We start from the raw sequence: 22263 nt of genomic DNA, 5'->3' as shown, positions 1-22263 counted from the left end.
ACCGCTGGAGCAAGCCATGCATGAGACGACCCCGACCCCGGAGGCCACTCCTGAAGAGCAGGAGCGTCTGGACGACCTGTACCGGTCGTTTGAGAAGCACCACATGGTGCCCCTGTGGACCGAGATCGGCGACCTGATGCCGATCTCGCCACAGCCCTCAGCCGTCCCGTTCGCCTGGAAGTGGGCTGACCTGCTCCCGTTGGCCGAGGAAGCAGGCGACCTGGTTCCCGTCGGTCGCGGCGGGGAACGACGGGCCATCTCGCTGGCCAACCCTGGACTGGGTGGTCGGCCCTATATCTCGCCGACCCTGTGGTGCGCGATCCAGTACCTGGGGCCGCACGAGGTGGCACCAGAACACCGGCACTCCCAGAACGCCTTCCGGTTCGTCGTCGAGGGTGAAGGGGTCTGGACCGTGGTCAACGGCGACCCGGTGCGGATGAGTCGCGGCGACTTCCTCCTCACACCCGGGTGGAACTTCCATGGCCACCACAACGAGACCGACCAGCCCATGGCCTGGATCGACGGCCTGGACATCCCCTTCGTCCACTACACCGACACGGGGTTCTTCGAGTTCGGAACGGATCGGGTGACAGACGAGTCGACACCGTCGGTGTCCCGCTCCGAGCGAATGTGGAGCCACCCCGGTCTACGTCCCCTCACCGGACTCCGCGAGACGGTGAACTCACCCATCGCCGCATACCGCTGGGAACACACCGATCGCGCCCTCAGCGAGCAACTGTCACTCGAGGACGAGGGGCACTCGGCAACCGTCGGTCCGGGGCACGCGGCAGTTCGCTACATTAACCCCACGACCGGGGGCGATGTGATGCCGACGATTCGAGCAGAGTTCCATCGCCTGAGGGAAGGCACCCCGACCCCACAGACGCGCACCGTGGGTTCCGTGGTCTTCCAGGTATTCGAAGGCCGAGGCAGGTTCCACATCGCCGAAGAGGTGCATGACGTCGAGACGGGTGACGTGGTGGTCATCCCGTCATGGGTGCCGCACCGCATCGAGGCTGAAACCTCGCTCGATCTGTTCTCCTTCGGCGACCAGCCGATCATGGAAAAGCTCGGCTTACATCGCACGCTCGTCGAGGAAGGAACTCTGTGAAGCTCGCGACGCTGCACCTCCACACATCTGACCCTGGAGCACCGCGCACTGCCGCGGCGGTCCTGGACGGCGGCGGCGCCTACTACACGGTGATCGAAGGCATAGCCGATCTCGGTGCCCTCCTTGCGGACCCCGAGTGGCGGGCGGTGGCGAGCACCGCCGCGGGACGACGAGTCATGGCCGATGAGGCAGTGTTCGCGCAGCCGGTCCTCGCGCCACGCAAGGTGATCTGTGTGGGACTCAACTACCGAAGCCACATCACCGAGATGGGGCGCGACCTACCGCAGTACCCCACGTTGTTCGCGAAGTTCGCGCAGACCCTGACCGGCCCCCACGACGACGTCGAGTACGTGAACGAGGACCCAGAGCTGGACTGGGAGGGTGAGCTCGTCGTCGTCATCGGGACAGGTGGACGGAGAATTCCCGAGGCAGAGGCACACCATCATGTCGCCGGCTACACCGTCGCCAACGACATCTCGATGCGGGCATGGCAGTTCCGTACCAAGGAATGGCTGCAGGGCAAGATCTGGGAGGCGAGCACTCCTGTCGGTCCGGTGGTGGTGACGGCTGACGAGGTCGACCTGCAGACAGCTCGCCTCACCACGACGGTGAACGACGAGGTCATGCAGGACCACGCGATCGCGGATCTCCTGTTCACCCCCGCCCAGCTCGTCGCCTACATCTCCACGATGGTGACCCTTGATCCCGGCGACATCATCCTGACCGGCACGCCTGGCGGTGTCGGCCGCGCCCGGAACCCTGCCGTCTTCCTCGCCGTGGGCGACCGGGTCAGGGTCCACATCGACGGCATAGGGGGACTCGACACCACCATCGCCCCAGCGGTCGGCTGATGCCAGAGCGTCACGACCTGGCCACCGACCCGACGCTGCTCGAGCAGCTCCTCGTGGCCCGCCGTGGGACGGCATACTTCAGTCGCCTGCTCGAGCGGCTCGGCGACGACGACCTCGACGAACCCTCGCTGTTGCCCGGGTGGAGCAGGCGTCACGTCGTCGCCCACGTCGGGTACAACGCGAGGGCGATCACCCGCTTGGTGGACTGGGCCACCACTGGGATCGAGACTCCCATGTACGCCTCGCCAGCCGTTCGGGGTGAGGAGATCGAAGCGGGCGCCACCCAGCCCCCACGAGCGTTGCGGCATCTGCACACCCATGCGGCCATCACGCTCGACGTGGCGTGGCGCGACTGCCCACCGGAAACGTGGTTGCACACCGTCAAGACTGCCCAGGGGCGCATCGTCCCCTTGACCGAGACGGTGTGGATGCGCACTCGCGAGGTCTGGCTACACGCCATCGACCTGCGCAACGGGGGAGACGTCCAGGAGGTGCCGCGTGCAGTCCTCGAGCGTCTCCTGCGAGACATCACAGGGATGTGGGACCAGCGAGGCGACGGACAGTCCCTGCGCATCAGGGTCACCGACGATGACTCGCTGGACTGGGGAGACGGCGAATCGGTCGTCGCCGGGACCCTGCAGCAGATCGTCGGCTGGGCCTCGGGGCGAGAGCGTGCCACGACCCAGGACCCATGCCCAGTGGCCCCGCGCTGGCTCTGACGCATGGCACGGACCGTGTTGAGGACGGTCGTGCGTGCACGCGACGCGGCCCCTTCTCGCCCAGAGGTTCACTTTCCGTCCGTCCGACGACAGTACGGTGTGTAGATGGCCCAGCTCGCGACCAACGGCTTCGACCAGCCCACGATGAAACCGAGGTCCGTCATCCTGGACCTGTTCGGCGACTACCTCCGCTACAGCGGAAGTGAGGTCAAGGCCGGTGACCTCGTCGCGCTCCTGGCGGCGTTCGGCATAGAGCCGGCAACTGCTCGCGTGACGCTTTCACGCCTGCGCAAGGAAGGCTGGTTCACGACGCGACGCAATGGGCGCGAAACCATCTACATGCTGGGTGCCCACCTGCTCTCAGTCCTGGACGAGGGCCGTGCTCGCATCTTCGCCGACTACGAAGAGGAGTGGGACGGCACCTGGACGACGGTCATTCACCAGAGCGACACCCCGGACCGGCTGACCCGGGATCGCCTGCGGCGCCAACTCTCCTGGCTGGGGTTCGGCCAGCTCACGACCAGCACGTGGCTGTCGCCACGTCACGGGTCGGGCCACCTGGAGACCCTCGTCGCCGAGTTTCCTGACGTCGTCTTCACGGTCATGAGGTCGCAGACCGACGACATCCGCGCAGATCGAGACCTCGCTGGACGTTGTTGGGACCTGGGACGGATCGACGACCGGTACCGAGAGTTCCTCTCTTCCCAGCGGCACGTTGCCGACACCGCGAGCTCCCTGTCGGGGGCTGAAGCCCTCGTCGCGCGAACAACGCTCATCGCCGCATACCGGCACTTCCCCTTCGCGGACCCCTGGCTACCCCTTGAGCTGCGCCCTGACTCGTGGCACGGGAGCGAAGCGAACGAGCTCTTTCGATCAGCGCACCGTGACCTGGGCCCAGCCGCTTGTGCCTTCGTCACCGACGTGACAGGGCAGGTTCTCGACGCCCCACCGGTCTGAACGAAAGATTCGGGTGTAACACTATTGCGCCGTACTGCGATTGAGAGTTACATTTCACGCAAGGTGCAGGCGCACCCCACATTCGTCAACGTCGACAAGGGGCCATCCGGTGCAGACACAGCTGATCGTGGACAACAAGCCGCAGGACGCGGCTGAAGGGCGCACCTTCGACCGCCTCCACCCGCTGACCGGAGAGGTCGTCAGTCGTGGAGCGGCGGCGAGCGTCGATGACGCCATCCTGGCCGTCGAGTCGGCAGCGCTTGCTTTCGAGACATGGTCTCAGACCGGTCCGAGCGAGCGCCGCGCGATCATGCTCAAGGCCGCGGACATCATGGACCGACGGACGCCGGAGCTCATGGAGGCAATGGGCCAGGAGGTCGGCGCCGCAGCGCTGTGGTCGGGCTTCAACGGGTTCCTGACCTCGAACCTGCTGCGCGAGGCCGCGGGACTCGCCACGCAGATCCAGGGTGAGACCATCCCCACCGACAAGCCCGGGACCCTCTCGATGACCGTCCGCACGCCGGCCGGCGTCGTGTTCAGCATGGCTCCTTGGAACGGCGCCGGTGTCCTCGCTGCCCGGTCCATCGCCTACCCCCTCGTCTGTGGCAACAGCGTGGTCTTCCGTGGGTCTGAGTACAGCCCGCGGTCGCACCAGATCATCGCCGAGGTCTTTCACGAGGCTGGTCTGCCCAGTGGGGTCCTGAACTACATCACCACCTCGCCCGAGGATGCTGACGACGTCGTGGGAGCGATCATCGCCCACCCCGCGGTCCGACGCGTCAACTTCACCGGCTCGACTCGAGTCGGCCGGATCATTGCGCAGAAAGCGGCCGAACACCTGACCCCGGTCCTGCTGGAGCTGGGGGGCAAGGCGCCCTTGGTCGTGCTCGACGATGCTGACATCGACAGTGCGGTCAATGCGGCCGTGTTCGGATCCTTCCTCTACCAGGGCCAGATCTGCATGTCGACCGAGCGATTCGTCGTGGACGAGTCCGTCGCCGACGAGTTCGTCGCCAAGTTCGCTGAGCGAGCAGCATCCCTGCAGGCCGGCGACCCGACCACGAACGAGGCTTGCATCGTTGGCCCGATGATCGTGCCGGGCAGCGGCACCCGGATCAACTCGATGATCGATGACGCTGTCGCAAAGGGTGCCTCCGTGGTCGCAGGTGGTGCCGCCGACGGCGCGGCGATGTCCGCAACCATCGTCGACAAGGTCGCCCCCGGGATGGACATCTACGACCAGGAGACGTTCGGACCCATCACCACCGTGGTCCGCGTCTCCGGCACGGACGAGGCGGTCCGGGTTGCCAACGACACCGAGTACGGCTTGGCAGCCGCGGTCTTCGGCCGGGACACGCACCGAGCTTTCCAAGTGGCGCTCAAGATCCAGGCCGGTCACGTCCACGTCAACGGCTCGACCGTGCAGAACGAGGCTCAAGCGCCGTACGGCGGCATGAAGAACAGCGGCCACGGACGGTTCGACGGTCGGGCAGTCATCAACGAGTTCACCGACCTGCGGTGGATCACCATCGAGCCGGCGGGCCAGCAGTACCCGTTCTGAGCGGAGGCCCTTCAGGACGGGACGGGCGCGCCCCGTCCTGAAGGCTCCGCCGCCCCAGGCTCGATGAGCAGGCAGCGTGGCTCCGAGCGAGATCTCGTCCTCCATGTACGTGGGTGCCCTGAAGGCGCTCATAGGTACCTGGATAGAGCTCCCACCCACAGTGGTGAGAGCACCCCTTGGAGTCACTTCAGCCTTTTGGAGCAGATCGTATGGACAACAACGACAAGCTCGACAAGCTCGAGCGCAGCCTCATCGCCGGACGCATCAACCGCCGCACCTTCATCGCCGCGGCCGTGGCGACCGGGCTGATCACCATGGAGGCAGCCCCAGCGCTTGCCGACGAGCTCGGTGCCATGGGGCGGAACCAGGCGCGAAGGGCCAAGAACCTCAAGGCAAAGTACGACTACATAGTCGTGGGTACCGGCAGCGCCGGCTGCGCCCTAGTTGGCACACTGGCGAAGGCCATGCCCCACGCGCAGTTCCTCGTGCTGGAAGCGGGGGACTGGGACAGTGCCGAGTCGGTGCTGGATCCACGGCTGTGGTTCACCAACCTCGGCACGACACGTGACTGGGGCGATGTCTCTGTCCCGAGCGCGGGCGTCAATGGTCGGGCGATCCCCGAACACACAGGACGGGTCGTCGGTGGTGGCAGCAGCATCAATGCCACGATCTGGGCGCGTCCGTTCAAGGCCGACCTGGACCACTGGGCCGCCGAGAGCGGTGATGGTCAATGGGGTTATGCACACAGCCTTGAGCTGTTCAAGAGCATCGAGGACTGGCAGGGCAAGCCCAACCCGGAGTTCCGGGGTACCGGCGGGCCGGTCTGGGTGCAGCCCTCAGCGAATCCGCTGCCCCTCGCCACTGCCGCCCTCGCCGGCTTCCGCGAAGTAGGACTTCCGGTCGTCGACGACCTGAATGGCGAGCGCGAGATCACGGGCAACGGCTTCGGATACATGAACCAGATCATCAAGGAGGGCCGACGCAACAGCATGGCGCGGGCGTTCCTCTACCCCGTGCTGTCCCGCGAGAACGTCACGCTCCTGACGAACACCGAGGTCACCAAGGTCCTCCTCAAGGGCAAGCGTGCGGTCGGCGTGCGGGCCGTGCGCGACGGCAAGCCCGTCACCTTCGAAGTGCACCGTGAGGTCGTCCTGTCCACGGGCGGGTTCAACACCCCCAAACTCCTCATGCTCAGTGGGATAGGTGACACGTCAGAGCTGCGCAGCCACGGCATCACCGTGCACCAGCACGCTCCGGAGGTCGGCAAGAACGTCCAGGACCACATCCTCCACGGCGGGTGCCTGTATGAGGCGCCAGACGCCTTCGAGTACCGCAACAGCGCAGCCAACGTGTCGGGTTACTACAAGACCGACCCGTCCTTCGAGCTGCCGGACGTCAGTCTGGTGCAGATCGAGATCCCCTATGCCAGCGAGGTGATCGCCGCACGGTACTCACCCCCGCCGACCACCTGGGCGCTGTGTGGCGGCCTCGTCGCACCCAAGAGCCGCGGGACCGTCAGGTTGCGCTCGGCCGACCCCTCGGATCGTCCGATCGTGGACATGCAATTCCTGAGCCACCCGGACGACGTCGCCGCGCTCGAGAGGAGCATTGCGATCGCGCGTTCGGTCGCGAGTAGTGACGCGATGAAGCCGTTCGTCGTCCGTGAGGTGGCGCCGGGGGCAGAGCTGCACGGACAGGAGCTGGCCAACTTTGTCCGCGACGGGGCCACGACGTACTTCCACTCGTCGGGAGCCTGCCGGATGGGCAAAGACGACAAGGCGGTCGTGGACGGGGAGTTGCGCGTGAACGGCGTGAGCAACCTCCGCATCGCTGACAGCACGATCATGCCGCGCATCGTCGCCGTCCCCACCATGCCCGCCTGCGTCCTGATCGGCCTGCGGTTGGCCGAGATGCTCTTGGATCGCAAGGGTCACGGCCGGGGCCACTAGACATGCGCCACGGCCCGTAGTCCGGCGAGCGACTGTCTGCTGCTTTGTCTGTTGAAGGCGGCACTCCTAACCAATTCACCAGTGCCTGACGCGCCATGGCGCACATCGGCTGGGTTCGAGTGTCTGTGGGGAAATCGCGGCGAAATGCGTTGGTGCGCCATGGAACCGCCGGTGAGCGGGCGGCATACGTCGGCCTGTAAATCCATCGCGAAAGCTTCGAAGGTTCGAATCCTTCACCTGCCACCCAGTGCACCAGAGGGCGCCTGACCCGCGGAAACGCGAGTTTGGCGCCCTCTGTCATTGCCCCCCGGGGGAAACTGGCACAGGAAGATTCACGGCCAACTTGGCAGGCCTGTGACGTGCGCAAACGCACGCGGTGTCTAGGCCTGGGGGAACTGGTGGGGAAATCCAGTTCGACCGTCAGTGACAGTCGGACTCCTACGCCGGTGACCAGCCTGGACTCGTGGGCTGGGGGTATGCAATCGCAATGGAGTTGCGCACCATTGTTGATGCGGCGCGGGGCGTGCAGCGCGGCCTGCCGGCCACCGTCTCTCGCTCCGGATACGCGCCTCGGTCGGTTCTGTCGAACCTTGAAGCACGCTCGATCACTCTGGCGCTGGAAGCTCAGGTGACCTCGGCGCCCACCAGCACAGCCACACCCACCCACGCCAGGGTCATCCACAKGAACAGGCCCCGCTCCACCTCATCGTTGTGCCGGCTTCGGCGCAGCCCCACGACGAATCCGGTGACCCCGACCACGACGAGCACCCAACCGAGCGCCACCCAGCCCATGGGTCAAGAATGGGACCGCCGGTGATGCCTCGTCCAGACCTGTAGGCATTCTCCCGGGATGCTGCGACACCGGTACCCGGCGGGCGCTGGCTTCCGGGTGGTCATGGTCTGGCGGCCCGGTTGGTGAACGTGCGGTGAACAAGGCTGCGGAAGCCGTGACCACCCCGGCTGCGGGCCGTTGTCCGGGCATGATCATCACACGCAGACACCTTCTGGCCGGAGCAGGCGTTGCCGTGGGCGGGGCCGCCCTCGGACTCCCCGACACGTCGACCGCATCCGCCGCGAGCACGGTGCTGCCGGATCCGACCCACAGCGGCATCGAGCACGTCATCGTCGTCATGATGGAGAACCGGTCCTTCGACCACTACCTGGGGTGGCTACCTGGAGCACGCGGCAAGCAGGCCGGCCTCACCTACACCGACCGGTACGGGATCCCGCACGGCACCCATCACCTGACCGACTTCCAGGGGTGCGCGCACCCCGACCCGGACCACTCGTTCGAAGGTGGTCGGGTCGAGTACAACGGCGGCCGCTGCGACGGGTGGCTCAAGGCCGGCGACAACGACACGTTCGCCATCGGCTACTACACGGACGCCGACCTCGCGTTCTACGGCAGGGCCGCCCGGGACTGGACCGTGTGCGACAACTACTTCTCCGCCATCCTCGCCGAGACCTATCCCAACCGGTTCTACCAGCACGCGGCGCAGACCGACCGCATCCACAACTCCACCGACATCGCGACGATGCCGACGATCTGGGACCGCCTCGCCGACGCCGGGGTGAAGGGCACGTACTACTTCTACGACACCCCGTTCACCGCCCTGTGGGGCAGCAAGTACCTCGACATCTCCAAGCCGTACCCGCAGTTCCTGGCCGACGCGGCAGCGGGGACGCTGCCGGCGGTGAGCTTCGTCGACCCGAAGTTCCTCGACGAGGGCACCGGCTCCAGCGCCGACGACCACCCCCACGCCGACATCCGCGCCGGGCAGTACTTCCTGGACCAGGTCTACGAAGCGGTCACCTCGGGGCCGGGGTGGGACAAGACCGTCCTGGTCGTCAACTACGACGAGTGGGGCGGCTTCTACGACCACGTCGCCCCCACGACCGCCCCTGACGCCCACCCGGAATGGGGCATGCGTGGGTTCCGCGTCCCGTGCCTGGTCGTCTCGCCGCTGGCTCGACGCGGGTATGTCGCGAAGAACGTGTACGACCACACGTCGGTGCTGAAGATGATCGAGTGGCGGTGGGCACTGCCTGCGCTGACTCCGCGGGACGCGGCGGCCCGCAACCTCGCCGAGGTGCTCGACTTCACCAATGCACCTAACACCGGCGTCCCGCGGTATGCCGTGCCACCGTTCCTCGGCGCGCCGTGCCCGCCGGCCGGCACGGCCGACTACGAGGACTGGCACGCCCTCAAGGACCTCGCCACCGCTCACGGATGGAGCCTCTGATGACCCGCGCCCGCACCCCCCGCCCGGGGACCCGCCGGGCCGCTGGCACCCGCCTCGGCGCGGCGCTGACGACGGCGCTCGTCGGCATCCTCGCCGTGATGGCGGCCTCGCCGGGAGCCGAAGCGGCTCCCAGTCCGGGCCCCACGGCATACCTGCCGCCGGTCCAGCACGTCTTCGTGATCAACCTCGAGAACAAGGGGTACGACCAGACGTGGGGTCCGGGCTCGGCCGCGCCATACCTCTCACAGACGTTGCGGGCCAAGGGAAACCTGCTCGCCCAGTACTACGGCACCGCGCACAACAGCTTGCCGAACTACCTCGCCCAGGTGAGCGGGCAGGGACCCAACCCCCAGGCCCAAGCCGACTGCCAGGTGTTCAGCGACTTCGTCGGCGCAGGCCAAGTGGCCCCGGGGCAGTACGTCGGGGACGGGTGCGTGTACCCCAAGGCCGTGCCCACCCTGCCAGGCCAGCTCGACGCCGCCGGGTTGACCTGGCGCGGCTACATGGAGGACATGGGCACCCCGTGCCGCCACCCCGCCGTGGGCACTCCCGACGACACGCAGAAGGCCAAGGTCGGCGACCAGTACGCCACACGGCACAACCCGTTCATGTACTTCCACTCCGTCATCGACGACCCGTCCTACTGCGCCGCCCACGTCGTCGACACCTCGGCCCTGACCGGCGACCTCGCCTCGATCGCGACGACGCCGAACCTGACGTACATCACGCCCAACCTGTGCCACGACGGGCACGACGCGCCCTGCGTCGACGGACAGCCCGGCGGCCTCACCTCGGCCGACCAATGGCTCAAGGCCACCGTGCCCACCATCCTCAGCTCGCCCGCGTTCCGGAAGGACGGGCTGTTGCTCATCACGTTCGACGAGTCGGACGGGCCGCAGAGCGACGCAACCGCTTGCTGCGGCGAAGGACCCGGGCCGAACACCCCCCTGCCCGGTATCACCGGGCTCGGCGGCGGTCGGGTCGGCGCCCTCGCCCTGTCACCGTTCGTTCGCCCGGGCAGCCTGAGCAGCACTCCGTACAACCACTACTCGCTGCTCGCGAGTATCGAGGACCTGTTCGGGCAGGCGCCCCTGGGCTACGCAGCTCAGCCTCGCCTCAACAGGTTCGGGCTGGACGTGTACAACCGCTGACCGCGCCCGGACCGCCAGCACCCTGTCTGGTGCGCGTCTTCCGTGGGCGTCTCGAGGCGAGGCAGGATGAGGCATGTCAGCCCGGGACTTTGTGGAGAGCGAACGCACGTACCAGGTGGATGCCCTGGCCGTGGTCCCCCTGGGTGGAGGGGACACGGACCCGGTCGTGGGTGAGGTGTCCGACCTCCAGCTGGACGCCGTGTACTTCGACACCCCGGAGCTCGATCCGCACCGCCGGGGGATCACGTTGCGCCGGCGAACAGGTGGCGACGAGGAGGGCTGGCACCTGAAGATCCCGCGCCAGGCGGACACGAAGACAGAGGTTCGGCACCCGTTGGGCCGTGCTGTCCGCGCCGTGCCGCGCAAGGTCGTCGATTCCGTGCGGGCCATCGTCCGCGATCGCTCGCTGGTCCCGGTGGCAGCCATCAGCACGCACCGGACCGCCTATGCGTTGCTCGACCACGACGAGCAGCCGCTGGCCGCCTTCGAGTTCTCCGCCACGCTGTAGTCAAGTCCCCAGCGGCCGGCCCGGACGTTCGCGCAGGGCCCCTGGCTCAGACTGGTGGCGCCGCAACCGCGGCCGACACGAGAGCCGATAACATTCTTGTACATACGTATTCCAATTCGAGGCGGAGTTCGTTACTCTCGCCGACATGCAGACCACGCATTGTGTGCAAAGGTCGCGCCCGGCACCCCGTACCGGCACCTGTGCCTCTGCCCGCACCGCGTCCGCGATCCACCCAGAGAGGTTCGAAGATGGCTGAGACGTCTTACCTTCTTGAGGCTCGAGGCATCGTGAAGAGCTACGGGCGTGTGCAAGTGCTCAGGGAAGCCGACTTCCACGCTGCGCCAGGCAAGGTGACGGCGCTCATCGGTGACAACGGAGCTGGCAAGAGCACCCTCGTGAAGATTCTTTCCGGGGTGATGCCCCCTCAGAAGGGCTCGATCCTGATGAATGGACAGACCATCGAGTTCCAGTCACCGACCCACGCGCGGGACTGCGGTATCGAGACGGTCTATCAGGATCTGGCACTGGCGCCCGACCTCGGCCCCGCCGAGAACGCGTACATCGGTCGCGAGCTGCTGATGCCGGGCTTCCTCGGCAAGCTCGGCGTGCTCGACAAGAAGCGGATGCGCCGCGAGGCGTTCAAGACGTTCACCTCGCTCGGCACCGACGTCAAGGACATGGATGCCTCCGTCGCAGCGCTGTCCGGCGGTCAGCGGCAGAGCGTCGCGATCTGTCGCTCCGTGATGTGGGCCAAGGGCCTGGTCTTCATGGACGAGCCAACCGCGGCTCTTGGCGTGCGGCAGACCCATCGTGTGCTCGACCTGATTCGCCGCGTGGCCGACCAAGGTGTCGGCGTCGTCCTGATCAGCCACAACATGCCCGAGGTGCTCGAGGTGTCCGACTCAATCCAAGTCCTGCGGCTGGGCCGGCGCGTGGYCGAGTTCACGAACAGCGCCTCCGTGGATGACCTCGTCGGTGCGATGACCGGCTCACTGGACCTGGCGTCATGAGCCGGATCGAGCGGGACCCGGACTTGAGCGCCGGGAAGGGCTACGCCGCAACGACCGCGCCCGCTGAGGCAGCCATCACCACCCCCACCGCTCCCGCGGGTGGGGATGCCGGCGAAGCGCTGGACGCAGTGGCGGCCAGCGGTGTCTCGGCCCGTAGCCGCTTCGTGCGCCGCGGACTGAGCTCGTCACCGGCGTACATGTTCGGCGTACTGGTGGCGATGTTCCTCGTCTTCTCCATCCTCTCCCCGAGCACCTTCCCGACGCAGGCAAACGTCAAGAACCTGGTCGTCGACACGTCGATCGTCCTGGTCATGTCGGTGGGAATGACCTATGTCATGGTCGCGGCCGGCTTCGACCTCTCCATTGGGTCGGTGCTCGTCTTTGCCGGCATCTGCGCCGTCAAGGTGATGACGTGGGTCGGCGGACAAGGATACGGAACCGCGCTTGCCGGCCTGGTCGCTGCGCTGCTCGGGGGAGTCGCGTGGGGTCTGTTCAACGGGTTCTGCGTGACGCGGCTTCGCGTTCCCGCGCTGATCACCACCTTGGGCACGTTGGGCGCTGCCCTCGGCATCGCCAACCTGCTCACCAACGGCAACGACATCTCCGTCGCGCAGAAGGCGATGATCCAGCTACAGATCCAGAACTTCCTCGGCCTGCCAGGCATTGTGTGGCTCTCGGTCGTCGTCGTCCTCATCGGGGGGGCGGTGCTTCGCTACACCCGTTTCGGACGACACACGTACGTCATCGGCTCCAACGACGAGGCTGCCCGCCGGGCAGGGATCAACGTGGACGCCCACCTCGTGAAGCTCTACGCGATCAGCGGTGCCCTGGCCGGCCTCGCCGGCATGATGTCGCTCGTCCGGTTCTCGACGACCACCATCGGTGGACACTCCCAGGATGCTCTGACGGTCATCACTGGCGTCATCCTCGGCGGCACCAGCCTCTACGGCGGCTACGGCGTGGTCCTCGGAACCGTGATCGGCATCTTCATCCCGACCGTCCTGCAGAACGGGCTTGTGGTGCAGAACGTCCAGCCCTTCTGGCAGAACGTCGCCATCGGTTTCATCTTGATCGGAGCGGTCTACCTCGACCAGATCAAGCGTCGGGCTCGAGACAGAGCCTGACCAGCACACGCCAACTCGGCACCCGGACGCGCTGTCCGCATGCCGCGCACCGCGCGCACCCTCCCTCACCTCCAACGCAGAACACACACACCATCACCATCCCCCAGCAGTGCAAACCCTTCACCCAGCAAAGGATCACCATGACAGGCACCAGCAAGTGGATCGCCGCCGCCGCGGGCGTCGCGGCCGTCGCCTTGGTAGCAGGCTGCAGCTCCGACACGGGCGGCGCCACCACGTCAAGCAGCAGCGGCGGAGCGTCGGGCAAGCTCGGCAAGGTCGTGTACATCCCCGGCTTGACCGGGAACCCGTTCTACAACACCGTTTCCTGCGGCGGGAAGACCGAGGCGGCCAAGAAGGGTGTCGAGTTCTCCTACCAGGGGGCTCCCACGTTCGGAGTGCCGGAGCAGACCAAGATCCTCAATGCCGTTGTGGCCACCAAGCCCGGCGCGATCATGATCTCAATCACCGACCCGACGGCGATGATCGGCCCACTGACCGCGGCCAAGCAGGCCGGCATCAAGATCATCGGCATCGATGGCGACCTCGCGGACACCAGCATCATGACGACCAACATCCAGTCGGACGGGGTGCAGGGCGGCTCACTGGCTGGTGACGCGCTGGCCAAGGCTGTCGGGGAGAAGGGGACCGTCCTGATCATCGACAACGCGACCGGCTCCGTGGTCTCCAAGGCCCGCACCGACGGCTTCCAGAAGGCGATCGCCAAGTATCCCAACATGAAGGTTCTTCCAATCCAGTACAGCGCCAACGACGTCAGCAAGGCCGCCTCCATCGTCTCGACGACGGCTGCCACCAACGCCGACCTCGTCGGCGTCTTCGGGGCGGAGACCAACAACACCACCGGTGCGCTTACCGGAGTTCGCGAGGCGGGCAAGACCGGCAAGGTGAAGGTCGTGGGATACGACACCTCCGACCCGATCGTGGCCGCGCTGAAGGACGGTTCGCTTACCGGGACCGTGGTGCAGTACCCGCGAGGCGAGGGCGCGACAGGTGTCGACTCGGCCGTCGATGCGATGCAGGGCAAGTCGGTGCCGCGCAACCAGTCCGCGGACGCCATCTTCGTCACGCCTGAAACCGTGAACTCCGACCAGGCCAAGCAGTACATTTACGACGTCAACTGCTCAGGCTGATGGAGTCGGACCACGTGGAGAACGGAAAGACCCGGCAGGAGGCAGCGTCCACGGACGCTGCCTCCCCCGGCGGCCCGCCCCATCAGGCATCCAGCCCCCTGCCCGGGCATGACGGCACACGCGACGACAGTGCGACCCGGCACCCGTTCCAGGCGGCGACGTTTGGGGCGGGCAACTCCCCACGCATGATGCCCACCGATTTCAGCATCGCGGTGCGCCCCGGCACCGGCAGCGACACCGCACGGGCCGAGCGTGAGCGTGGTCCTCGAGTCCAGGCCATGAGGGGCTTCGAGGACACCTACACCGACATCGTGGACTACATCGTCCGGATCACCCACCGCATCTGGGAGGACCAGGACGTCGGCTACATCTACGACACCTACGCTCCCGGTTGCTTCGTCTACGACGACAGCGGGGCCAACTACGGTGTCGAACGGGTCGTGGAGGCGACCATGGGCGCGGTCCACGCCTTCCCGGACACGCGGTCGTGGGCCGACGAGGTCATCTGGGCGGGCGACGAGGACCAGGGCTTCGTCACATCGCATCGCTACATCACCACCGGTCACCATCTGGGCGCCTGGCGGTGGGGCCCGGCGACGGGACGCAAGGTCAACTTGTGGGGCCTGGCCAACTGCGTCGTCCGTGAGAACGAGATCTTCGAGGAATGGGTCTTGTACAACATGGCCTCGAGGTTCATGCAGCTCGGGATCGACCCGGCTTGGGCCGCACGCGAGTACGGCAACGAGCTCAACCGCACCGTGGCTGACCGTCACTTCGGGGAGGTGCAGCGCCTTGCGGGTGGCCGGCTGCCAGAACTCATGACCGCCTCCAGCGGGCGCGGGTTCGACGTCGAGCACTTCGTGCGGGCACTGTGGCACAACGTCTACAACCGTCGTGACCTCAGCGCTGTGGACAAGGCGTACGCCCCGACGGCTCGCTGGAAGGGCACGTCCAACCGTGCGGGGTACGGGCGCCAGGACATCAAGGGTATGGCGCGTGCTCTGATGGCGACGTTCCCTGATCTCGGCATGCAGGTCGACGAGGTGTACTGGATGGGCAACGAGACGGAGGGCTATCGGGTTTCGGTTCGTTGGACGGCACAGGGAACCCACCGGGGCTATGCGCTCTATCGTGAGCCGACGAACCGCCGCGTGCATCTCTGGGGCATCAACCAGCTCTACATCTCCGGGGGGCAGATCACTGAGGATTGGCAGATGTTCAACGAGTTCGACGTGATGGCCCAGATCCTCAGTGACGAACCGGCCGCCATGGTCTGAGCCCGGCAGTGATATCAGCAGAGCGTTGGGCCGCGGTCCATGACGGCCAGCCCGGTGCGGGCTGGCCGTCCTGCTTGGGCTGTACCGCGTACTGGGCTACCCATGGGCCTCGGTACAGTCTGACGACACACGTTGGGGAAGGCGGACATTCATGGCAGTGACCAGTCATGACGTCGCGCGCGCTGCCGGGGTGTCGCAGCCGACCGTGTCCAGGGCGCTGCGGGACGATCCGCGGGTGGCCGAGGCTACCCGGCAGAAGGTGCAGCGGGCTGCCACTGATCTCGGCTACGTCCCGAGCGAGCTCGGCCGAAGCCTCTCCACGCGGGCAACCCACCAGATCGCGATGGTCGCCGACCTGCGAAACGCCCTCTACCCCGCTCTCGTCGAGCCTTTGCACGACAGGTTTGCCCACCACGGGCTGCGGATGCTCCTCCTGGCCGAGCGTGGTGACGATCGGGCTACTTACGAGCGACTCCTGGACCGCTCAGTCGACGGTGTCGTCCTCACTACCACCCTGATTGGCTCGTCCCTGTCGAAAGGACTGCTCGACAAGGGACTTCCCTTCGTCGAGTTGAACCGCCTGTCCGGACGGCGGAAGGTGGACGGCGTCGCCGCCGACAACCACGCCGGTGCAGGTGATGTGGCCCGACTCCTGGTGCGCGAAGGACACCGGCGCATCGCGGCCGTGTTCAGCGGTGCTGACGCCAGCACGAGCCGCGACCGTGAGGCCGGCTTCCGGGCAGCTTTGGACGAGGCTGGCATCGACCTCCCCGAGCGTCGCGTGGCTCGCACCGGGTTCGGATTCGACGACGGTGAGCGAGGTTTCGCGGCCGTGATGAATGGGCGGCACCGGCCGACCGCCGTCTTCTGCGTCGGCGACCTCGTCGCCGTCGGTGCTCTCAACCAAGCGCAGCGGATGGGCTTGAAGGTTCCTCGCGACGTCGCCATCGCAGGGTTCGACGACATCGCGATGGCCGCGTGGCCGTGTTTCAACCTCACCACGGCTCGAGTCGACCTGTCGGGTATGGCTGTTGCCGCCGCGGATCTGTTGGTGCGCCGCCTGGGAGGAGACAGCAGCCCGCCCCGCGCCCATGTTTTTCCGACCCAGTTGGTGTTGCGCGGCACCCACCATGGTCCTGCCTCAGCAACGAACAGCCTTTCCTCGTAAAGGAAGTTGCCACAACGGCCGCCTGCGCCCCAGTTGGTGAGACACCTCTGTGCAGGCGGTGAGGAGTCTCTTGACGAGCCCTGTGCATACGTATACATTGTGCGGTGATCCAACCCCGTTCTTCCTTCGAGAGGCGTCATGATCACCTATCTCAAACAGGCTGTGACCGCTGAGTCGCTGACCAGTGGTCGCGAGGAGGTTGCCGCGACTGTCCGTGAGGTTCTCGACGACGTCCGCAGGCGCGGGGACGAGGCAGTGCGGACCTACTCGTCGAAGTTCGACAACTGGAGCCCGGAGTCGTTCCGGCTGTCCGCCGACCAGATCGCCGAAATCGTGGCCGGCGTCCCGGAGCAGGTGATCCGCGACATCGAATTCGTGCAGGCCCAGGTCCGGAGGTTCGCAGAAGCGCAGCGTGCATCCCTGACTGACTTCGAGGTGGAGACGCTCCCAGGCGTCCACCTCGGGCAGAAGAACGTGCCCATCTCGGCGGTGGGGGCATACGTTCCCGGCGGCCGCTACCCGTTGACTGCTTCGGCGCACATGACGATCGTGACTGCCAAGGTCGCCGGAGTGCCGCGTGTCGCCGCCTGCACCCCCCCTATCCGCGGCCAGATCCCGGCCGCGACCGTGGCGGCGATGTCGATGGCGGGCGCCGACGAGATCTACCTGCTCGGTGGGGTGCAGGCCATGGCCGCGCTGGCAATCGGCACCGAGACGATCGGACGGGTCGACCTCATCGCGGGTCCCGGCAATGCCTACGTGGCCGAGGCCAAGCGGCAGCTCTTCGGGCAGGTGGGCATCGACCTCTTCGCGGGACCCACCGAGATCATGGTCATCGCCGACGAGGATGCCGACCCGTTCATCGTTGCGGTCGATCTGTTGAGTCAGGCCGAGCACGGGCCTGACTCGCCGGCGGTCCTGGTGACCACGAGCGAGACTGTGGCTCTGGCCGCCCTGGCCCACATCGAGACGATCCTGGTGGACATGCCGACGCGGGACTACGCAGAGCCGGCGTGGCGCGACCACGGGCAAGTGCTCGTCGTCGAGTCCTTGGATGAGGCCTTCGCGGTCGCCGACACGTTCGCGTCCGAGCACGTGCAGGTGCTGACTGCCTCCCCGCGCCAGGCCTTGGACAAGATGCAGAACTACGGCGCGCTCTTCCTCGGGGAGGGTACGTGTGTCTCCTACGGCGACAAGGTCATCGGCACCAACCACGTCTTGCCCACCCGCGGGAGTGCTCGTTTCACCGGGGGCCTTTGGGTCGGCAAGTACCTCAAGACCGTGACTTACCAAGAGGTGACGAACACGGACTCCAGCGCCATGCTGGGCGAGTTGTGCGGTCGAGCGGCCCGGGTGGAGCTCTTCGAGGGTCACGCCCGCTCGGGCGACGTGCGCGCCGCGAAGTATGCCGGTGCGCCCCTCGAGTGGAGCGAGCACCAGTTCAGCGCCCATGCCTGAGCGGGACGCCCGAACCGCCCTGGTCACCGGCGCCGGGAACGGGCTGGGCCGCGCAATGGCCGTCGCGCTGTCCCGCGCTGGCTACCGCGTCGTCGTGGCGGGCCGCAGGGAAGCGCCGCTGCGCGAGACGGCTGCTCTGCTCAGTGACAGCCGGGTCGGCATCGTGGACGTTGCCGATGCCGACTCGGTTTCCCAGCTCCGTGACGAGCTGTCCGACGAGGCTGTGTCCGTGTTGGTGAACAACGCCGGTGTCGCCGGTCCGGTGAAGCCCCTGGTCGAGATCGAACCGGAGGAGTGGGACGAAGTCTTCGCCGTCAACGTGCGGGGCATGTTCCTGATGTGCAAGGCGTTCCTCCCAGCGATGATCGCGCGGGGCTATGGCGACGTCATCAACGTCGCTTCGGTCAGCGGCAAGCGGCCGCTCGCGATGCGCACGCCCTACACCGCGTCGAAGATGGCGGTGATCGGCCTGACTACCACGCTCGGTGCCGAGGTGGGGACCTCAGGGGTCCGGGTGAACAGCCTGTCGCCGGGGCCCGTCCGCGGTGAGCGGATGGCTCGCAACTTCCGGCTCGAGTCGCAGCGGCTCGGTATCACCGAGCGGCAGGCCGAGGAGGCCTTCGCCGGGAGAGCGACTCTGGGCCGACTCGTCGAGGAGTCGGAGGTCGGTGACGCAGTGGTGGCCATGCTCCAGATGACTGGCCTGCACTGCGCTGACATCGACCTCTCGGCCGGCATGGTGGCACGATAGCGACGTGAGCTCGATCCTTCCGCTGGGACCGGGCGTTCCCTCCTTCGCGGCACGACTGCGCCGCCGTGCCCCCTTGCTTGGTGCGCTCGTGGAGCCAGGTCAGTTGTCCACCTGGATGACCGAGGACCTTGACTTCATCGTGGTCACCAGACTGGGCGAGTATGCCGCCGCCCGCGTTCTCGTCGGTAACCGCACGCCCGTGCTCGTCATGGTCGGGACGGCCGACGAGGTCGCCGCGGCACGCGCAGCGGGTGCCGATGCCGTCGTGTCTCAAGGACCCGAGAGCGCCGCAGCGGGCGAGGCGGATGTGGTGCTGTCCGAGAGTGGGCGTGCCCGGGCGGTCACCTCACCCCAAGACGCGCGCTTCGCCTTTGCCTCCGGGGCCGACCTGGTCGTCTACGACCTGCCGGCGATGCTGGCCACGGCGGTGGCCGGCCTTGGTGCCGGACGAGCGGTCGACCCCGCGCCCACCGACCGCGAACCTCTGGTGCTCCTCAGCGGGATGCTGTGCGACGAAACGCTCTGGGACGGGATTGCCGAGCGACTCGGTGACGACGTGCTGCCCTGGCCGTGCCGCATCGACCTGGATGACTCGGTGCCCGAGATGGCCGCCAGCGTGCTGGCGCAGGCTCCACCGCGGTTCGCGCTCGGCGGCCACTCCCTGGGAGCCATCGTCGCGTTCGAGGTCGTGCGCCAGGCGCCCGAGCGAGTCACCCGGCTCCTGCTGGTCAACGCGAGCGCCCGCGGTCCGTCCGCGGCGCAGCAGGAGGCTTGGGAGCGCTGGCGTACGCGTGCCCACGACGGGGAGCTGGACCAGATCGCGCACGAGCTGTCGTCACCGTCGCTGGGGCCTGCCTCGCGCGAGGATGCGACTCTCGTCGGGGCCTTCCTGGGCATGGCACGGTCTGTGGGCACCGATGGCTTCCTCCGGCAGCTCGCCGCCCAGTCCACCCGTCCGGACAGCTTGGGCGGCCTCGGTGCCGTCAACGTCCCTGTCTTGGTCGTGTCGGGAGGGGCCGACGAGATCTGTCCGCCTGCGCTGCAGCGGGAGGTTGCCGACGGTTGTGACGGTGCTGAACTGGTGAYGGTCGCCGATGGCGGTCACATGCTCCCTCTGGAGGCGCCTGACAGCGTCGCTGACGCTGTGCGCGCCTGGCTGGCGCGCGCCGACGCCTGAAGGTCGGTCCTTCGAGGGGATCGATCGGACTCGTCCTGTCAGTAACCGCCGCCGCTGGACGGTGCGGGCCACCCTTCGTCCCGCGCGGCCGCCTCACCGCGGGTGCGCTTGAGGATCTTGGTGGCAGCGTTGCGCATGACTCCGACGTCGTTGCCCGGAGTCACCAGGTGGTAGCCGAGCTCCACCATCCGCCTGGCGCCGTCAGCATCCGAGGCGAAGACGCCTGCCCACTTGCCAGCCGCGCGGGCGGCGGCGGCGACGCGGGCCAGGGCATCGTCGACCCGGGCCGGCGGCAGCGCTTGGCCGGGCGTCTCGCCCAGCGACAACGCCAGGTCATTGGGTCCGACGTAGACCCCGTCCAGGCCAGGCGTGGCCACGATCTCCTCGAGGTTGTCCAGCGCGTGGGAGGACTCAATCATCGCCCAGGTGAGGATCGTGGCATCGGCGTGCTCGACGTAGTCGCGGCCCCCGTAGAGCAGGCCGCGCGAGGGGCCGAAGCTGCGCGCTCCGCTGGGCGGATAGTGGCAGGCGCGGACGAAGGCGGCGGCCTGGGTGGGAGTGTCCACTCCCGGGCAGATGACTCCGTAGGCGCCCGCATCAAGGAGTTTGCCGATCATGGCCGGATCATGGGAGGGACAGCGGGCCATGGGAATGGCCGGACCTGCGCTGATCCCCTGCAACATGGTGATCGCACTGTCCAGCCCGAACATCCCGTGCTGCAGGTCGACCGTTACGGCGTCATAGCCACAGTGCGACAGTACCTCGGCGAGGTACGGACTGCCGATCGACATCCAAGCCGTCACAGCCGTTCGATCCGCAGCCAAGAGTGTGCGCAAACGGTTCTCCCGCATAGGGTCCTCCATCCGTCGTAGCAAGGAATCCGGGTTGACAAGTGTGCCGTCGCACTCCATGATACATACGTATTCATAAGTCACCTTCACTGAGAAAGTGAGCGCGCCGGAAATGCCTGCCGAAGTCGTCGTCACGCAAGAAGAGCTCACCTACCGGACGATCCTGCGCAAGGACCTCAAGGAAGACCGTGCTGCCTTCCTGGACACGAAGATCCCGGGCTCCGAGGCGAAGATCAACTACCCGCTCATCGGGCCAGGTGTCTCCGAGAACGCCGACCAAGTCATCCCCGTGACCGAGCCACACGGCTTCAACCTTGGCGGCGCAGTGATGCCGGCTGGGGTGGTCAACAACCTCCATCTGCACTTCACCGCCGAGGTGTTCGTCTGCTTCGCCGGCGAGTGGCAGTTCCGGTGGGGCGTTGACGGGGCTGACGGCGAGGCCGTCGTCTCCGATGGCGACGTCATCTCGATCCCGACGTGGATCTTCCGGGGCTTCACGAGCAAGACGGATGACGCGTGGCTCTACACCGCGCTCGGCCGCGACCACAGCGGCGGCCTGATCTGGGCGCCCTCGGTCATCGAGAAGGCCGCGCAGTACGGGATGCACCTGTCCGCGGACAACAAGATCATCGAGACGGAGCCCGGCGTGACGCCGGAGGGCGTCGAGCTCGTCAAGCCGCTCTCGGCAGACCAGCTCAGCGCGTTGCGCCGCTACTCCGTCGATGACATGCGTCAGCGCCTGGCCAAGCCGGTCGACCTCGTCTGGAGCGACGAGCCGTTCCTTGACTCGACGATCGCTGGGGGAGGAGCGCAGCTGGCCCTGGTGGTCGGCTACGGGCTGACCGAGGATCGTTTCCAGGTCCCGCGACTGACGGACCCGCACGGGCTGTCCCTCGCGTGGCTGCGCGCCGAGCGCGGCAGCGGCATGCTGCAGCACCGGCATGATCAGTCACAGGTGCTGATCGTCAAGACGGGACGCCTCAAGGTGACGCTCAACCGCGACGACCCCGTCTCGGTGGAGCTTGGCCCCTATGACACGCTCTCCATCCCCGTGGGGGCGTGGCGCAGCTTCGAGTCAGTGGGTGAGGAGCCGGCCCAGGTCGTCGTGCTCACCGAGGGCGACGGTCGGGTCTACCTCGAGTGGGCGCCAGAGGTCGTGGCCCAGGCCGAGGCCAATGGGGTCACGCTGGATCCCAACTCCTATCTGGCGCCAGCCAGCCTGCTCGCCCGCCGGACACCCTGAAGCCCG

At 67.0% G+C, this 22263-nt stretch carries 20 protein-coding genes; 18 read left to right on the top strand and 2 right to left on the bottom strand.

Features of this window, described 5'->3' with window-relative positions:
• Positions 1–16: 16 nt before the first annotated feature.
• The 6 genes from AC1DX8_RS07430 (at position 17) to AC1DX8_RS07405 (ending at position 7148) form a co-directional block, all read left to right on the top strand.
• Entirely contained in the window at positions 17–1111 is a 1095-nt protein-coding gene (locus AC1DX8_RS07430; RefSeq protein WP_477629280.1) for a cupin domain-containing protein, read from the top strand.
• Positions 1108–1962 carry a fumarylacetoacetate hydrolase family protein gene (locus tag AC1DX8_RS07425; protein ID WP_477629279.1) on the top strand — a complete coding sequence of 285 codons (855 nt, stop codon included), beginning with the start codon at positions 1108–1110 and terminating at the stop codon, positions 1960–1962. Before AC1DX8_RS07430 ends, AC1DX8_RS07425 begins: the two co-directional genes overlap by 4 nt.
• Positions 1962–2681 (top strand): maleylpyruvate isomerase family mycothiol-dependent enzyme, encoded by a 720-nt coding sequence (locus tag AC1DX8_RS07420; RefSeq protein WP_477629278.1) that lies wholly within the window; start codon positions 1962–1964, stop codon positions 2679–2681. The genes AC1DX8_RS07425 and AC1DX8_RS07420 overlap by 1 nt, the downstream gene beginning before the upstream one ends.
• Positions 2682–2786: 105 nt before the next feature.
• Positions 2787–3638: a PaaX family transcriptional regulator gene (locus AC1DX8_RS07415; RefSeq protein WP_477629277.1), complete on the top strand. Its 852-nt coding sequence runs from the start codon at positions 2787–2789 to the stop codon at positions 3636–3638.
• Positions 3639–3747: 109 nt separating this feature from the next.
• Positions 3748–5199 carry an aldehyde dehydrogenase gene (locus tag AC1DX8_RS07410; RefSeq protein ID WP_477629276.1) on the top strand — a complete coding sequence of 484 codons (1452 nt, stop codon included), beginning with the start codon at positions 3748–3750 and terminating at the stop codon, positions 5197–5199.
• Between the two features lie 209 nt (positions 5200–5408).
• The gene (locus AC1DX8_RS07405) at positions 5409–7148 is read left to right on the top strand and encodes a GMC family oxidoreductase (protein ID WP_477629275.1); all 1740 of its coding nucleotides are present in this window, start codon (positions 5409–5411) and stop codon (positions 7146–7148) included.
• Between the two features lie 624 nt (positions 7149–7772).
• Here the strand turns inward: AC1DX8_RS07405 and AC1DX8_RS07400 are convergent.
• Positions 7773–7940, bottom strand: coding sequence for a hypothetical protein (locus AC1DX8_RS07400; RefSeq protein WP_477629274.1), 168 nt, complete (start codon positions 7938–7940; stop codon positions 7773–7775).
• Positions 7941–8173: 233 nt separating this feature from the next.
• Here AC1DX8_RS07400 and AC1DX8_RS07395 point away from each other — a divergent pair, with 233 nt between their 5' ends.
• The 11 genes from AC1DX8_RS07395 to AC1DX8_RS07345 all read left to right on the top strand — a co-directional run bounded on the left by AC1DX8_RS07395 (position 8174) and on the right by AC1DX8_RS07345 (position 20163).
• Positions 8174–9391 (top strand): alkaline phosphatase family protein, encoded by a 1218-nt coding sequence (locus tag AC1DX8_RS07395; protein WP_477629273.1) that lies wholly within the window; start codon positions 8174–8176, stop codon positions 9389–9391.
• Entirely contained in the window at positions 9391–10542 is a 1152-nt protein-coding gene (locus AC1DX8_RS07390) for an alkaline phosphatase family protein (RefSeq protein ID WP_477629272.1), read from the top strand. The genes AC1DX8_RS07395 and AC1DX8_RS07390 overlap by 1 nt, the downstream gene beginning before the upstream one ends.
• A 73-nt stretch (positions 10543–10615) precedes the next feature.
• On the top strand, positions 10616–11050 hold the full coding sequence (locus AC1DX8_RS07385; RefSeq protein WP_477629271.1) for a CYTH domain-containing protein: 435 nt from the start codon (positions 10616–10618) through the stop codon (positions 11048–11050).
• A 248-nt stretch (positions 11051–11298) separates the two neighbouring features.
• Positions 11299–12060 (top strand): ATP-binding cassette domain-containing protein, encoded by a 762-nt coding sequence (locus tag AC1DX8_RS07380; RefSeq protein WP_477629270.1) that lies wholly within the window; start codon positions 11299–11301, stop codon positions 12058–12060.
• Positions 12057–13184 carry an ABC transporter permease gene (locus AC1DX8_RS07375; protein WP_477629269.1) on the top strand — a complete coding sequence of 376 codons (1128 nt, stop codon included), beginning with the start codon at positions 12057–12059 and terminating at the stop codon, positions 13182–13184. Before AC1DX8_RS07380 ends, AC1DX8_RS07375 begins: the two co-directional genes overlap by 4 nt.
• A 140-nt stretch (positions 13185–13324) precedes the next feature.
• Positions 13325–14332, top strand: a complete 1008-nt coding sequence (locus AC1DX8_RS07370; protein WP_477629268.1) for an ABC transporter substrate-binding protein — start codon at positions 13325–13327, stop codon at positions 14330–14332.
• 185 nt (positions 14333–14517) lie between these two features.
• Complete coding sequence (locus AC1DX8_RS07365) at positions 14518–15609, top strand: ester cyclase (RefSeq protein ID WP_477629267.1); 1092 nt, start codon at positions 14518–14520, stop codon at positions 15607–15609.
• Between the two features lie 151 nt (positions 15610–15760).
• A complete protein-coding gene (locus tag AC1DX8_RS07360; RefSeq protein WP_477629266.1) occupies positions 15761–16777 on the top strand; it encodes a LacI family DNA-binding transcriptional regulator in 1017 nt (338 codons plus the stop codon).
• A 138-nt stretch (positions 16778–16915) separates the two neighbouring features.
• Positions 16916–18235, top strand: coding sequence for a histidinol dehydrogenase (hisD, locus tag AC1DX8_RS07355; protein ID WP_477629265.1), 1320 nt, complete (start codon positions 16916–16918; stop codon positions 18233–18235).
• Complete coding sequence (locus AC1DX8_RS07350) at positions 18228–18986, top strand: SDR family NAD(P)-dependent oxidoreductase (protein WP_477629264.1); 759 nt, start codon at positions 18228–18230, stop codon at positions 18984–18986. The genes hisD and AC1DX8_RS07350 overlap by 8 nt, the downstream gene beginning before the upstream one ends.
• A 4-nt stretch (positions 18987–18990) precedes the next feature.
• Positions 18991–20163, top strand: a complete 1173-nt coding sequence (locus AC1DX8_RS07345; protein ID WP_477629263.1) for an alpha/beta fold hydrolase — start codon at positions 18991–18993, stop codon at positions 20161–20163.
• A 38-nt stretch (positions 20164–20201) separates the two neighbouring features.
• Here AC1DX8_RS07345 and AC1DX8_RS07340 read toward each other — a convergent pair whose 3' ends face one another.
• A complete protein-coding gene (locus AC1DX8_RS07340) occupies positions 20202–21149 on the bottom strand; it encodes an HpcH/HpaI aldolase family protein (protein ID WP_477629262.1) in 948 nt (315 codons plus the stop codon).
• On the opposite strand from AC1DX8_RS07340, the gene AC1DX8_RS07335 reads away from it, so the two are divergent.
• Positions 21112–22257 carry a cupin domain-containing protein gene (locus tag AC1DX8_RS07335; protein ID WP_477629261.1) on the top strand — a complete coding sequence of 382 codons (1146 nt, stop codon included), beginning with the start codon at positions 21112–21114 and terminating at the stop codon, positions 22255–22257. The genes AC1DX8_RS07340 and AC1DX8_RS07335 overlap by 38 nt on opposite strands.
• Positions 22258–22263: the final 6 nt, after the last annotated feature.

Source organism: Pedococcus sp. P2_A3 (genome assembly GCF_056405035.1).
Note: the sequence above shows the minus strand (reverse complement) of the source record. Positions and strands in the feature narration are given on the sequence as shown.